We start from the raw sequence: 14,519 nt of genomic DNA on the forward strand, positions 1-14,519 counted from the left end.
AAGGCTGCTGTTATGTTTTGCTAGCAGGCATCTATATTCATTGCCTTCTAGCCTTTAGCCAAAGCAAGAAACCCGGCTGATCTCTCAACCGGGTTCTTCTTATGGGGAGTCTGGCGGTGTCCTACTTTCACATGGGCATCCATACTATCATCGGCGCTAGGTCGTTTCACGGTCCTGTTCGGGATGGGAAGGCGTGGGACCAACCTGCTATGGCCGCCAGACATTAAACTGTCAAATCAGAAAGCCTTAATCTTGGTGATGTGTATTCATCAGTAAGCTTTTATCATTTCTTCTGTACATGCTCTCATGTATGAAGTCCTTCAAATGATAGAGTCAAGCCTCACGAGCAATTAGTATCGGTTAGCTGCAAGTGTTACCACTCTTCCACACCCGACCTATCAACGTCCTGGTCTCGAACGTCTCTTTAGAGGGATTAAATCCCTAGGGAAGTCTCATCTTCAGGCGAGTTTCACGCTTAGATGCTTTCAGCGTTTATCTCTTCCGAACTTAGCTACCCGGCGATGCGACTGGCGTCACAACCGGTACACCAGAGGTTCGTCCACTCCGGTCCTCTCGTACTAGGAGCAGCCCCCGTCAAACTTCCAACGCCCACTGCAGATAGGGACCAAACTGTCTCACGACGTTTTAAACCCAGCTCACGTACCACTTTAAATGGCGAACAGCCATACCCTTGGGACCGACTACAGCCCCAGGATGTGATGAGCCGACATCGAGGTGCCAAACTCCGCCGTCGATATGAACTCTTGGGCGGAATCAGCCTGTTATCCCCGGAGTACCTTTTATCCGTTGAGCGATGGCCCTTCCATTCAGAACCACCGGATCACTATGTCCTGCTTTCGCACCTGCTCGACTTGTCGGTCTCGCAGTTAAGCTACCTTGTGCCATTGTACTATCAGTCCGATTTCCGACCGGACCTAGGTAACCTTCGAACTCCTCCGTTACTCTTTGGGAGGAGACCGCCCCAGTCAAACTGCCTACCATGCACGGTCCCCGATCCAGATGATGGATCCGGGTTAGAACCTCAAAGTCACCAGGGTGGTATTTCAAGGACGGCTCCACAGATACTAGCGTTTCTGCTTCTTAGCCTCCCACCTATCCTACACAAGTGACTTCAAAGTCCAATGCAAAGCTACAGTAAAGGTTCACGGGGTCTTTCCGTCTAGCAGCGGGGAGATTGCATCTTCACAACCATTTCAACTTCGCTGAGTCTCAGGAGGAGACAGTGTGGCCATCGTTACGCCATTCGTGCGGGTCGGAACTTACCCGACAAGGAATTTCGCTACCTTAGGACCGTTATAGTTACGGCCGCCGTTTACTGGGGCTTCGATCCGATGCTTGCACATCTTCAATTAACCTTCCAGCACCGGGCAGGCGTCACACCCTATACGTCCACTTTCGTGTTTGCAGAGTGCTGTGTTTTTATTAAACAGTCGCAGCCACCTATTCTCTGCGACCTCTAACGGCTTACGGAGTTAATCCTTAACCATCAGAGGCATACCTTCTCCCGAAGTTACGGTATCAATTTGCCGAGTTCCTTCTCCTGAGTTCTCTCAAGCGCCTTAGAATTCTCATCCTACCCACCTGTGTCGGTTTGCGGTACGGTTTCATTCAAACTGTAGCTTAGTGGCTTTTCCTGGAAGCGTGGTATCAGTCACTTCGTGTCCGTAGACACTCGTCATCACTTCTCGGTGTTAAGCACCCGGATTTGCCTAAGTGCTCCACCTACCGGCTTAAACGATCTATTCCAACAGATCGATGACCTAACCTTCTCCGTCCCCACATCGCATTTGAATCAAGTACAGGAATATTAACCTGTTTCCCATCGACTACGCATCTCTGCCTTGCCTTAGGGGCCGACTCACCCTACGCCGATGAACGTTGCGTAGGAAACCTTGGGTTTTCGGCGACAGGGCTTTTCACCCTGTTTATCGCTACTCATGTCAACATTCGCACTTCTGATACCTCCAGCATGCTTCTCAACACACCTTCTTCGGCCTACAGAACGCTCCCCTACCATGTCAGTTATCTGACATCCGCAGCTTCGGTTACAGATTTGAGCCCCGTTACATCTTCCGCGCAGGACGACTCGACCAGTGAGCTATTACGCTTTCTTTAAATGATGGCTGCTTCTAAGCCAACATCCTGGCTGTCTCGGCCTTCCCACTTCGTTTACCACTTAATCTGTCATTTGGGACCTTAGCTGGCGGTCTGGGTTGTTTCCCTCTTGACACCGGACGTTAGCACCCGATGTCTGTCTCCCGAGGAACCACTTGATGGTATTCTTAGTTTGCCATGGGTTGGTAAGTCGCAATGACCCCCTAGCCATAACAGTGCTTTACCCCCATCAGTGTCTTACTCGAGGCACTACCTAAATAGTTTTCGGGGAGAACCAGCTATCTCCGAGTTTGTTTAGCCTTTCACCCCTATCCACAGCTCATCCCCGCATTTTGCAACATGCGTGGGTTCGGTCCTCCAGTACCTGTTACGGCACCTTCAACCTGGCCATGGATAGATCACTCGGTTTCGGGTCTACACCCAGCAACTAATCGCCCTATTAAGACTCGGTTTCCCTACGCCTCCCCTAATCGGTTAAGCTCGCTACTGAATGTAAGTCGTTGACCCATTATACAAAAGGTACGCAGTCACGGATTACTCCGCTCCCACTGTTTGTATGCATCAGGTTTCAGGTTCTATTTCACTCCCCTCCCGGGGTTCTTTTCGCCTTTCCCTCACGGTACTGGTTCACTATCGGTCGATGATGAGTATTTAGCCTTGGAGGATGGTCCCCCCATCTTCAGACAGGATTTCGCGTGTCCCGCCCTACTTTGCGTATACTTAGTACCACCTCTGAAATTTCGAATACGGGGCTTTCACCCTCTTTGGCCAAGCTTCCCAGCTTGTTCTTCTATCTCAGTGGCTATCATATACAGGCTCTTACGCGTTCGCTCGCCACTACTTGCGCAATCTCGGTTGATTTCTTTTCCTCTGGGTACTTAGATGGTTCAGTTCTCCAGGTTCGCTTCTCTGCACCTATGGATTCAGTGCAGGATACCATGCTTATACATGGTGGGTTTCCCCATTCGGACATCGCGGGATCACAGCTCTATTGCCAGCTCCCCCACGCTTTTCGCAGGCTTACACGTCCTTCTTCGCCTATCATCGCCAAGGCATCCACCTGATGCACTTATTCACTTGACTCTATCATTTCAAGAACCTCTTGACTTCGCCATCTCCACCGTTGACTAGTGAATATGACTAAGGCCTTTACTCTCATAAAGCTTACTGCTTTGGTTGTCTGAACAACGCCTTTTGTTTTCGTTGTTCAGCGATACAATCATCACCCAATTCTTTCAGCACTTTCTTCTTCATCTGTTTCCAGATTCCGATTCCTGTGCCTCAATCTTTGTTTGTTGATTTCGGCTTTCCAATTTGTTAAAGATCGATGCGTTACTTCGCAAATTAAAGCTAGCTTCTGCTTCGTCTGTACTCAGACTAAACTACCTTTAATTTCCAAAGTATCCTGATTTAACTTCCCTCTTCCTACAGAGTCGTGGTGGAGGCAAACGGGATCGAACCGATGACCCCCTGCTTGCAAAGCAGGTGCTCTACCAACTGAGCTATGCCCCCGCGTCCTTAAATATGTGGTGGGTCTGGGAGGACTTGAACCTCCGACCCCACGCTTATCAAGCGTGTGCTCTAACCAGCTGAGCTACAAACCCAGTTTATTCAGTCTCTTCTCGCATCTTTTCAGTTTACCGATAAGTGTGAATGCGAATCAGCCTCTTCTTTTCTCTAGAAAGGAGGTGATCCAGCCGCAGGTTCCCCTACGGCTACCTTGTTACGACTTCACCCCAGTCATGAAGCATACCGTGTTAAGCGACCTCCTTACGGTTAGTCTACCCAATTCTGGTATCCCCCACTCCCATGGTGTGACGGGCGGTGTGTACAAGACCCGGGAACGTATTCACCGCAGTATGCTGACCTGCGATTACTAGCGATTCCGACTTCATGCACTCGAGTTGCAGAGTGCAATCCGGACTACGATCGGCTTTCTGAGATTGGCTTCACCTCGCGGCTTCGCTACCCTCTGTACCGACCATTGTATGACGTGTGAAGCCCTGGTCATAAGGGCCATGAGGACTTGACGTCATCCCCACCTTCCTCCGGTTTGTCACCGGCAGTCTCATTAGAGTGCCCAACTTAATGATGGCAACTAATGACAAGGGTTGCGCTCGTTGCGGGACTTAACCCAACATCTCACGACACGAGCTGACGACAGCCATGCAGCACCTGTGTTACGGTTCCCGAAGGCACTCTCCTATCTCTAAGAGATTCCGTACATGTCAAGACCAGGTAAGGTTCTTCGCGTTGCATCGAATTAATCCACATCATCCACCGCTTGTGCGGGTCCCCGTCAATTCCTTTGAGTTTTAATCTTGCGACCGTACTCCCCAGGCGGACAATTTCACGCGTTAGCTTCGCTACTAAGGCATCTAGTACCCCAACAGCTAATTGTCATCGTTTAGGGCGTGGACTACCAGGGTATCTAATCCTGTTTGCTACCCACGCTTTCGAGCATGAACGTCAGTGTTATCCCAGGAGGCTGCCTTCGCCATCGGTATTCCTCCACATCTCTACGCATTTCACTGCTACACGTGGAATTCTACCTCCCTCTGACACACTCTAGTCACACAGTTTCAAATGCACGTCCCAAGTTGAGCTCGGGGATTTCACATCTGACTTATTTAACCGTCTGCGCTCGCTTTACGCCCAGTAATTCCGATTAACGCTCGCACCCTACGTATTACCGCGGCTGCTGGCACGTAGTTAGCCGGTGCTTATTCTTTAGGTACCGTCAGCACTAGATGGTATTAGCACCCAGCTTTTCTTCCCTAACAAAAGTCCTTTACAACCCGAAGGCCTTCTTCAGACACGCGGCATGGCTGGATCAGGGTTCCCCCCATTGTCCAAAATTCCCCACTGCTGCCTCCCGTAGGAGTTTGGGCCGTGTCTCAGTCCCAATGTGGCGGATCATCCTCTCAGACCCGCTATGGATCGTCGCCTTGGTAGGCCTTTACCCCACCAACTAGCTAATCCAACATCGGCCGCTCAAATAACGCGAGGTCCTAAGATCCCCCGCTTTCCCCCTCAGGGCGTATGCGGTATTAGCCATCCTTTCGGACAGTTATCCCCCATTACTCGGTACGTTCCGATGCATTACTCACCCGTTCGCCACTCGCCACCAGAGAGCAAGCTCTCCGTGCTGCCGTTCGACTTGCATGTGTAAAGCATGCCGCCAGCGTTCAATCTGAGCCAGGATCAAACTCTTATGTTTAATCTTAGCTTGTTGCAATCTCGAAGTTCCCTCCGAAATCACTGGTCTGCTTCAAAGTTATTGACAAGTATATGTCTATATATCTCGTCTCTCTGAATCAGTGTGAGGCTCATCCGCACTCACACTTATCGGTAATCTGTTCTGTTAAAGAGCGTTGCTTTCGACTGCGTTCTACTTTAAACTGTTTAGTTCGTTTCGTGTCGCGTCATCAGCGAAGAAAGCGAACTATACGCCTCACCTAAACCTCTGTCAACTACTTCATCCTTTTATTTTTGTATAAATTAATAACAAATTGATTCTTAAATAATTTATTTTTGGAGCTTGGCTTCAATTTGTTTTTGATGTAACGAGCTTCCTTAGATATCTCTCTTACTTTAATGGTTTAGTCATCTGTTGATGAAATTATTTGCAGTATCTGTTGATATTTGTCGCTGCTTAATGTGGTTAAGTTTAAAGTTTGTTCTGCCAGTGCTTTATAAACTGCCTGCTCTGATGGATTTAATGCCTGCCAGTGGTGGGCGATTGTGTTGCTGTCGCCTCGTTTTATTGGACCTGTTAATGCTTCTGTTGGAGACATTATTTGCAGTTGATCCAGATTTTGCTGCATTAGCTGGTTGACCAGTTTTTCTGCTAAATTTTGCGGTAAGGATAAGGAAGCCAATATATTGCGTGCATAAGCATTTAATGTGACTAAAAAGTTAGCACTAATGGATAGTGCTGCGTGATAGCGATTTTTTTGAGCAGAATCAATACTGAAACTGTTTAGATTTGCCGCCTGTGCTAGCTGTTGTAATAGAGGTAATGCTGCACTATCACCTTCTATGGCGCACAGATGGCCGGCCAATGTATTAATTGCTGTTTCAATTGAGGCAAAAGCAAATACTGGATGTAATGAACCAGTTAATGCTTTTTGCTTGTTTGGCATTAATACTTTGCTATTTAATGCTCCGCTAAAATGAAGTATCAATGTGTTGGCTGTTATCCAGTCTGCCTGATTAGTTTGTTGGCTAATTGTTTCTATGGCCTGATCACTGACACCTATGGCTATGATATCTGCTGGTGGTAAGGTATTTAGCTGTTTGTGAAGCTGAATATGCGGTATGTGGTTTTTAAGATGCTGTGCTGCTGTAAAACTGCGGTTCCAGGCTGCCTGTATATTTATTTGCCCACTTTGATGCCAGATGATGGCCAGTGTTGAAGCAACTTTACCGGTACCGATGATATTTATTCGTGGTATATATGACTTTGTTGGTTGAGTGGATTTGGTAAAGGTGTCAGTCATTATCAATTTTTCTCGGCTAAAGGATGATTATTTTGTTTAAGGTCATTGGTTGTAATTGAAGCCGCTTAATCAAAACGGTACACTTCGGTACTTACTCTATATTCTAATCATAATTTACTTGGGCAAACACGTTAATGAAAGCTGCTTTTAATGTGAAATCCGCGCGTCTGGATACACTATCAGTACAATTACTGACTGATGATCTGACTTTGATTAACCATGAACTAAAGCAACGGGCAGAACGTTTCGGTAATTTACGTAATATGCCTTTTACTCTGGATCTGCAAAATCTTGTCAATCCGGCAACATTGGATTTGGGAAAGCTGATTGCGCTGTTTGCACGATATTATCTGCGTATTATAGCCATTCGTCATTCTGATGCAGTCTGGGCCAGTTTGGCTAAACAACAAAATATAGCTTTTAGTATTTTGCCGGAAGAGCAGGCTAATACACGGGTTAAGGCTGTAGCCGAGGCACTGTCCCCACAAGCGGCAGATGTTAATAATGAAAAAATTATTTCATCAGCTGCCACAAATGCCCTGCCAACACTGGTTATTGATCGTACGATCCGTACCGGGCAGCAGGTTTATGCGGAAAAATCTGATTTGATTGTTCTGGGACTGGTTAGCGAAGGCGCGGAAATTATTGCCGATGGCAATATTCATATTTACGGCCCTTTACGCGGACGGGCTTTAGCAGGTGCAGCGGGTAATAAGGATACACGTATTTTTGCCCAGTCTATGCAGGCTGAGCTTGTATCTGTGGCAGGTATTTATCGCATTTTTGATCAACAGTTACCGGCACATCTGGATCGTCACCCGGTGCAGATTTTTCTGCAAAATGACCGGCTGGTACTCAGTGCGATTCAGGCAAATTAATTTATTCAGGCTCATGAACTTTATGTGTTGCTGATTTGTGAATGTATTGATTAATTCATTTATATAACAAAAGGAATTTAATTGTGGCAAAGATTATTGTGGTGACGTCAGGTAAAGGTGGTGTTGGTAAAACCACGACCAGTGCCAGCATTTCAACAGGTTTGGCTTTAGCCGGCCATAAAACTGCGGTAATTGATTTTGACGTAGGCTTGCGTAATCTGGATTTGATTATGGGTTGTGAGCGCCGTGTGGTTTATGACCTGATTAATGTTATCCAGAATGAAGCTACTCTTAATCAGGCGTTAATCAAGGATAAGCACTGCGATAATCTTTATATTTTACCTGCCTCACAAACTCGTGATAAGGATGCGCTTACTCGGGATGGTGTGGAAAAGGTTTTAAAAGACCTGACTGGCAAGATGGGCTTCGAATACGTAGTCTGTGATTCACCGGCGGGTATTGAGCAGGGTGCGTTGATGGCTTTGTACTTTGCAGATGAGGCCATTGTAACCACCAATCCGGAAATTTCCAGTGTGCGTGATTCTGACCGTATTCTGGGGATTTTATCCAGCAAATCCCGTCGTGCTGAAACTAATAGCGCTCCGGTTAAAGAACATTTACTGATTACGCGTTACTCACCTGAACGCGTAGAAAAAGGTGAAATGCTGTCGGTTCAGGATATTCAGGATATTTTGCGTATTCCTTTGATTGGTGTGATTCCTGAATCGCAAAATGTGTTACAGGCTTCTAATTCGGGTACGCCTGTTATATTGCAGGAGAATTCTGTGGCTGCTGACGCGTATGAAGACGTGGTGGCGCGCCTGTTGGGTGAAGACCGTCCAATCCGCTTTCTGGATGCTGAGAAAAAAGGCTTTCTCAAGCGCCTGTTTGGAGGTTAAGCCATGTCTATAATGGATTTTCTTTTTGGCAAGAAGCAACAATCCGCTCAGATGGCACGCGACCGCCTGCAAATTATTATTGCGCAAGAGCGTGCTACACAAACGCCGGATTATTTGCCTACACTGCAAAAAGAGCTCTTGGAAGTGCTGTCAAAATATGTTCATGTATCTTTGAATGATATTCAGATTACTCAGGAAAAGAAAGATGGTATGGATGTATTGGCACTCAATATTACCTTACCGGAAACAGGAAAGAAAAAGGCCAGTGAATGACGCTGACTGAATTGCGCTATATTGTGGCTGTAGCTCAGGAAAAACATTTTGGACGTGCAGCCCAGAGATGTTTTGTGAGCCAGCCTACTTTATCTATTGCAATTAAGAAGCTGGAAGAAGAGTTAGGACTAACATTATTTGACCGCAGCAGTAATGAAGTCATGACCACTGAAGCTGGCCAGCGAATTGTGCTACAGGCACGTCGGGTGCTTGAGGAAGCTGATCGTATCAAGCTAATGGCAAATCAGGAACAAAGCGAGCTGGAAGGGATATTTAAGCTTGGTCTAATTTTTACAATTGCGCCTTATTTATTACCGAAACTGATTTTATCATTGCGGCAGCTGGCACCGGAAATGCCGTTGCAACTGGATGAAAACTACACTGATGTACTAACAGAATTACTCAAGCGTGGTGCTCTGGATGCAATTGTAGTTGCTGAACCGTTTCATGAAACGGGACTGCAAACCATTCCGCTCTATGATGAACCTTTTTTCGTTATTGTTCCAAAAAGCCATCCTTTTGAGCAATTAGACGAAGTTACGCCAAAACAGCTGAGCGAAGAACGTGTATTGTTGCTTACAGAAGGTAATTGTATGCGTGATAATGTACTGGATAGCTGTCAGGAACTGGCTTCGCGTCAGAAAATTTTGGGTTTGTCGAATAGTATTCAAGGAAGTTCTATTAATACAATTCGGCATATGGTTGCCAGTGGTTTGGGTATCAGTGTTATGCCTGCTACAGCATTAACAGAAAATGACCATTTGTTATTCAGTATTATTCCTTTTACCAATCCAACGCCAGAACGGCGTGTGGTATTAGCCTCGCGGCGTAATTTTGTCCGCCCCAAAGCCTTACGCATGATTAAATCAGCTATTTTGTCCTCGCGGTTGACCGGAGTACAGTTTATTCATGATTTTGATTAAGCCTTGTTGTCATAATAAAAAACGCCTGTATTTAAGCAGGCGTTTTTATTGGGTAGGATTTTCTGATTGATACCAGATGGGCAGTGTCTGGTTATTTGCCTGTATGGTGTTTTTTTAATCTGTACTGATAGAATAATCTTCTAAAGGGAAAGAAATTAAAAATTAGATAGATTTTAAACAGGATATTCAATGATTGCATTAATACAACGTGTTAAACGAGCTAGTGTCAGTGTAAATAGTGAAATTGTCGGCCAGATAGAACATGGACTGCTGGTTCTGTTAGGTGTTGAACAGAGTGACGATCGACAAAAAGCTGAACGCCTTTGTGACAAGGTACTTGGTTACCGGGTTTTTAGTGATGAGGATGATAAAATGAATTTGAATGTTAAGCAGGTGAATGGGCAACTATTGGTTGTATCACAATTTACTCTTGCCGCTGATACTAAAAAAGGTACGAGACCAAGTTTTACTAAAGGTGCAACGCCTGCTGAAGCTAATCATTTGTATAATTATTTTGTTGAATTATGCCAAAAACAGCTTACTACTAAAACTGGAATTTTTGCAGCAAATATGCAGGTTTCTCTGCTTAATGATGGACCGGTAACGTTCTGGCTACAAGTTTGATTACTGATTATTGCCTATATTTTGAAATATGATTATTGGTTTATTTTTAGTATCGGCTTAACTCTTGTTTCAATACGCGGATATTGGCCTGGCGGTCGGTAACATCTTGCTGCCAGCGCTGAATTTGGGTAACAATGCCTTGTTTCTGTGCCCGACGCAGTTGCTGCTGAGCTGTCGCCAGCGCGCGTTGTTCACTGGTGATATCACGCTGTACTAGCTGCTTTGGGGTTAATTTGGGCACCACAATTATTTTTGCTTGTACTGTAACCGCTTTATTTTTAATTGCAGTGGCGGTATCTAATTTGGGTGTTTGCTGGCGCAGAAAAATACCCATTTTAGGTGTTGGCGGTACTTTCATTAAATCGCTGTCACGACCAAATTCAGCACTATACCAGAGACGTTGTAACTGTTCTAAGCCGGGAGCATTCTGATTTTCCAGAGAATGTTTTTTTAAATCATCACTGTCTGTGGGCGGATGTTTGGCAATCTGGCATTGAACATCTAAAGGTTTGGTTGTGTAGCTAACATGATTATTTGCCAGTGGACATGCATACCAGGTTATCGGCGCATGTGTGCTAGCCGCAGATGCTGCTGTTTTATCTTCAGCCCAAACAGGGTTTAAATAGCCTGATAACAGTACGCAGGCACTGAAATAAAGACCAAGTCTGAACTTGTTTTGCATGGCAATGGCTCATTGGGTCTAAACTAAACTATTAAACAATAAAAACAAATAGTTTAACCACCCTGATTAGGTTAATTAATCAATAAATCTGTATATTCCATACAAGGGGTCTGATTGTACGACAATTTTTTTGCTGTGCTTATGCTTTTTATCGCAGCTTTTACTTTTTTGCATATGATTTTTTAATTTTTGTATTTATTGCGGATGAATGTTGAGTTTATTCTGATTATATGATGATGTGTACAAACTGGCTTTTTTAATGCTGAGCACAAAAACAACTAGTTAAATGATCATTGACTAATCCCATTGATTGCATGAAAGCATAGCAAGTAGTGGGTCCGACAAAGCTGAAGCCGCGTTTTTTTAACGCTTTGGACATGGCAGCGCTGACTTTTGTCTGGGACGGCACGTCAGATAAAAATTTATAGTGATTGATAACCGGCTGATGATTGACAAATGACCAGATAAAACGGGCAAAATCCTCTCCATGCTGCTGCATGGAGAGATAGGCATGGGCGTTATTTATAATGGCCTGCAATTTGGCCGGATGGCGAATCAATCCCGGATTTTGTAGTAATGGTCTGATATCTGTGATGGTAATAATTTTATGTGGATCAAAATTGTAAAAACAGCGCCGGTATTCATCGCGTTTTTTTAACACGGTAATCCATGATAAGCCGGCCTGCTGGCCTTCCAGACAGATTTTTTCAAACAGCTTTTGTCCGTCTTTCTGCACCTGCCCCCATTCATAATCATGATAATGCTGATAAAGGGGATCTGTTTTAACCCAGTCACAGCGTTTTAACTGTTTTTGCATGGTATTTTGATGAATCCGGTAATATTAATCAATCTGCTCAGTCATGCCTGATATTTTAGTTTAACCATGTCTGTATCAGGGTAATGATACCTAAAAGACAAAACAGGAAACAGGCACCTATACGGATTCGATTGAGAGGTAGGCGTTGCATCAGCCAGTTGCCAAAAAATATCACTGGAACATTAGCCAGTAATAAGCCTACGGTACTGCCCAACACTACTGAGTACAAATCACGATATTGAGCGGCCAGTAATATTGTGGCGATCTGGGTTTTATCCCCTACTTCTGCCAGAAAAAACAATACTGCAGTTGCCACAAATGGACCATAGCGCATAAAACGGGTATCGACCCCATCATCTTTATCTGGTTTTAACAGCCATAAGCCAACTACCAGAAAACTGAGCCCAACTACCCAGTCCATTAATTGGGGCGTAAAAAACCGCGCTACTTCAACCCCAAACCAGGCAGAAACAATATGATTAAGCAAGGTAGCACATAGCATACCGGTGATAATGGCATATTTTCGGGCAAAGCGGGTAGCAAGAAATAAAGTCAGTAATTGAGTTTTGTCACCAATTTCAGCCAAAGCAACTGGTATAACAGAAGACAGAAAAGCATGAATCATTTTTAGAATACCGTTGGCGGGCTGAAAGACAAAAGACACGATAAAACGCCCGCCATAGCGGTTTTATCCTGTCTCAAGTCTCGTTAATCCACCATCTGGTCAGACGTTACGACCATACAGCAAATGCTGCAAATATGTTGACCGTAACCACAGGTACTGGAGAAATCACCTGTGCAACTACTCCCTTAAGGCAATGCATCATAACCGATTCCAGACAGAAGCAACAAGTGAAATCCCTGCTAAAACCATTGAATTTGATTTTAAACAACAAAACAGGCTGCCATACTTTCTGGCAGCCTGTGAGGATGAACAGACTTGGATTAATAGTAACCCAGAACTTTCCACCATATACCACCGACAACAACAAATATCATCAGTTCAATTACGCTCATGATGAAACCCACTTTCCACCATTCACCCAAGGTAACGAAACCAGAACCAAATACCACTGGTGAAGTGCCGGTAGCGTAATGGGTAAGCGTCATCATGATACTGGAAGCGGCAGCCATCATTAGTGCAAACAGCATTGGAGGTGCGCCCAGTGCCAGACCAGCAGAATAGAAGGCAGCAAACATAGCTGTGATATGTGCGGTGGTACTGGCAAACATATAGTGTGCATACATATAAGCCAGTAATAACAGTGCACATGCACCCATCCAGCCCATACCCAGGCTACCAATACTGCTTTCCAGTACACCGGAGAACCAAGTAATCAGTCCCAGTTTATTCAGGAAAGTAGCCATCATTACCAGTGCAGCAAACCAAGTAATGGTATCCCATGCACTTTTTTCTTTCAGGATGTCGTCCCAGCTTAATACACCGGTTAACAATAATAGTGATAAACCAATGAATGCAGTAGTGGTTGGGTCGACAGTAAAGGCTTTACCAAACAGCATGGCCGGAATACCTGCCCACAGAATCAGCAATACTGCAAAAATACCCAGCATGATTTTTTCATCACGGGTCATTGGCCCTTGTTCTTTCAGGCGCTCTTTAGCAAACGCAACTGCATTCGGAGTCTGCTTGATTTCAGGCGGATACATCCAATATATAATCAGTGGCATCAGGAACATGGCTACCAGACCGGGCAATAGCATGGCCAGCGCCCATGTCCCCCAGGATAGATGAATATCGCTATTTGTTGCCTTGGCTACAAGATCCACAATTAGTGGATTAGGCGCAGTAGCGGTAATAAACATGATTGAACTGATGGGATTGGCATGGTAGTTTACTAGCGCCAGAAATTTGCCCATGCGTTTTTCTGTACCTTTTTCTGGGTCAGAATCATAGCTGGATGCAATGGATTTCATGATTGGATGAATAATGCCACCACCACGGGCTGTATTACTTGGTGTAACCGGAGCCAGTAACAATTCCACTACGGCCAGACTATAGGCAACACCCAAGGTGCGTTTACCCCACAAACCAATAAACAGATAGCCAACACGTGCACCCAAGCCGGTTTTTAACAAACCACGTGAAATCATGATAGCCACACCGATCAGCCAAATCAGCGGATTACCGAAGCTGCTCAGGGCATCATTCATGGCTTTGCTGGGGCTTTCTGCGGTGACTCCAGTTAATGCTACCAACATAATAGCAATAATGGATAGCGCGCCAATTGGCATGGCTTTGCCAATGATGGCTGCAATCACGCCAACAAACATGGCCAATAAATGCCATGCCTGAGGTGAAACCCCTTCTGGTACCGGTATGGCAAACCAGATAATCAGGCTGATTAACAGCGCTATGGCAGCGGGAATGGGTTTAAACCCAATTTTTACAGGCATACAACATACTCCTAAATCATGAAGATATAGATACAGCCAGACAGAAATCATTAATATAGAGTGATTGTAAACTCTTACTGCAAAATACCGTCTGATATAGCGCAAAAAAGTATCAGACGGTATTGGCGAAAAAAAGCACGATTTTACTGTTCAAGCCTGAATGAATATAACATATAACCATGTAAGCAAACGCTATTGATATTAAAGCAGACTTTTACCAAGCTATTAATTGGATAAAATTTGCAAAACTATGCTTGAAATCGTCCCGGGCATACCCATTTACGATGCATTAGCAATAGCATAGCGGTGGTTTTGAACTACTGTATTTGCAGCCGTACGATAACGGCGCAAATTACGAAATTAAATTATT

Annotated in this window: 10 protein-coding genes, 2 tRNA genes and 3 rRNA genes; 5 read left to right on the forward strand and 10 right to left on the reverse strand. The window is 44.9% G+C overall.

The window, feature by feature from the left end; genetic code table 11:
• Positions 1–108: 108 nt before the first annotated feature.
• The 6 genes from rrf to BGI33_RS07800 form a co-directional block, all read right to left on the reverse strand.
• A 5S ribosomal RNA gene (rrf, locus tag BGI33_RS07775) occupies positions 109–221 on the reverse strand.
• Positions 222–329: 108 nt separating this feature from the next.
• Positions 330–3,219, reverse strand: a 23S ribosomal RNA gene (locus BGI33_RS07780).
• Between the two features lie 353 nt (positions 3,220–3,572).
• Positions 3,573–3,648 (reverse strand) — tRNA-Ala (locus tag BGI33_RS07785).
• Positions 3,649–3,663: 15 nt separating this feature from the next.
• Positions 3,664–3,740, reverse strand: a tRNA-Ile gene (locus BGI33_RS07790).
• Between the two features lie 77 nt (positions 3,741–3,817).
• Positions 3,818–5,356 (reverse strand): 16S ribosomal RNA (locus tag BGI33_RS07795).
• Together the 16S, 23S and 5S rRNA genes with 2 tRNA genes alongside form the textbook arrangement of a ribosomal RNA operon.
• Positions 5,357–5,738: 382 nt before the next feature.
• The gene (locus tag BGI33_RS07800) at positions 5,739–6,638 is read right to left on the reverse strand and encodes a Rossmann-like and DUF2520 domain-containing protein (RefSeq protein WP_100090655.1); all 900 of its coding nucleotides are present in this window, start codon (positions 6,636–6,638) and stop codon (positions 5,739–5,741) included.
• A 134-nt stretch (positions 6,639–6,772) separates the two neighbouring features.
• Here BGI33_RS07800 and minC point away from each other — a divergent pair, with 134 nt between their 5' ends.
• The 5 genes from minC (at position 6,773) to dtd (ending at position 10,235) form a co-directional block, all read left to right on the forward strand.
• Positions 6,773–7,516, forward strand: coding sequence for a septum site-determining protein MinC (minC, locus tag BGI33_RS07805; protein ID WP_100090656.1), 744 nt, complete (start codon positions 6,773–6,775; stop codon positions 7,514–7,516).
• Between the two features lie 83 nt (positions 7,517–7,599).
• Positions 7,600–8,415, forward strand: coding sequence for a septum site-determining protein MinD (gene minD, locus BGI33_RS07810; protein ID WP_100090657.1), 816 nt, complete (start codon positions 7,600–7,602; stop codon positions 8,413–8,415).
• 3 nt (positions 8,416–8,418) lie between these two features.
• On the forward strand, positions 8,419–8,688 hold the full coding sequence (minE, locus tag BGI33_RS07815; RefSeq protein WP_100090658.1) for a cell division topological specificity factor MinE: 270 nt from the start codon (positions 8,419–8,421) through the stop codon (positions 8,686–8,688).
• On the forward strand, positions 8,685–9,611 hold the full coding sequence (locus tag BGI33_RS07820) for a LysR substrate-binding domain-containing protein (protein WP_100090659.1): 927 nt from the start codon (positions 8,685–8,687) through the stop codon (positions 9,609–9,611). The genes minE and BGI33_RS07820 overlap by 4 nt, the downstream gene beginning before the upstream one ends.
• 189 nt (positions 9,612–9,800) lie before the next feature.
• Entirely contained in the window at positions 9,801–10,235 is a 435-nt protein-coding gene (gene dtd / locus BGI33_RS07825; RefSeq protein WP_100090660.1) for a D-aminoacyl-tRNA deacylase, read from the forward strand.
• Between the two features lie 46 nt (positions 10,236–10,281).
• On the opposite strand, the gene BGI33_RS07830 is transcribed toward dtd, so the two are convergent.
• From BGI33_RS07830 to BGI33_RS07845, 4 genes are all read right to left on the reverse strand, one after another.
• The gene (locus BGI33_RS07830; RefSeq protein ID WP_100090661.1) at positions 10,282–10,917 is read right to left on the reverse strand and encodes a hypothetical protein; all 636 of its coding nucleotides are present in this window, start codon (positions 10,915–10,917) and stop codon (positions 10,282–10,284) included.
• Positions 10,918–11,173: 256 nt separating this feature from the next.
• Positions 11,174–11,734 carry a DNA-3-methyladenine glycosylase I gene (locus tag BGI33_RS07835; protein ID WP_100090662.1) on the reverse strand — a complete coding sequence of 187 codons (561 nt, stop codon included), beginning with the start codon at positions 11,732–11,734 and terminating at the stop codon, positions 11,174–11,176.
• A gap of 55 nt (positions 11,735–11,789) precedes the next feature.
• Entirely contained in the window at positions 11,790–12,356 is a 567-nt protein-coding gene (locus tag BGI33_RS07840) for a TMEM165/GDT1 family protein (protein WP_100090686.1), read from the reverse strand.
• 323 nt (positions 12,357–12,679) lie between these two features.
• The gene (locus BGI33_RS07845) at positions 12,680–14,137 is read right to left on the reverse strand and encodes a DASS family sodium-coupled anion symporter (RefSeq protein WP_100090687.1); all 1,458 of its coding nucleotides are present in this window, start codon (positions 14,135–14,137) and stop codon (positions 12,680–12,682) included.
• Positions 14,138–14,519: the final 382 nt, after the last annotated feature.

The organism is Snodgrassella alvi, from assembly GCF_002777425.1.
In the GTDB taxonomy this organism is placed as follows: domain Bacteria; phylum Pseudomonadota; class Gammaproteobacteria; order Burkholderiales; family Neisseriaceae; genus Snodgrassella; species Snodgrassella alvi_B.

What these genes read in the sequence shown, in the direction of transcription:
- BGI33_RS07835 (WP_100090662.1), bottom strand. Translation starts at nt 11,734, where the DNA reads ATGCAAAAACAGTTAAAACGCTGTGACTGGGTTAAAACAGATCCCCTT.
- minE (WP_100090658.1), top strand. Translation starts at nt 8,419, where the DNA reads ATGTCTATAATGGATTTTCTTTTTGGCAAGAAGCAACAATCCGCTCAG.
- BGI33_RS07830 (WP_100090661.1), bottom strand. Translation starts at nt 10,917, where the DNA reads ATGCAAAACAAGTTCAGACTTGGTCTTTATTTCAGTGCCTGCGTACTG.
- BGI33_RS07820 (WP_100090659.1), top strand. Translation starts at nt 8,685, where the DNA reads ATGACGCTGACTGAATTGCGCTATATTGTGGCTGTAGCTCAGGAAAAA.
- minC (WP_100090656.1), top strand. Translation starts at nt 6,773, where the DNA reads ATGAAAGCTGCTTTTAATGTGAAATCCGCGCGTCTGGATACACTATCA.
- BGI33_RS07800 (WP_100090655.1), bottom strand. Translation starts at nt 6,638, where the DNA reads ATGACTGACACCTTTACCAAATCCACTCAACCAACAAAGTCATATATA.
- dtd (WP_100090660.1), top strand. Translation starts at nt 9,801, where the DNA reads ATGATTGCATTAATACAACGTGTTAAACGAGCTAGTGTCAGTGTAAAT.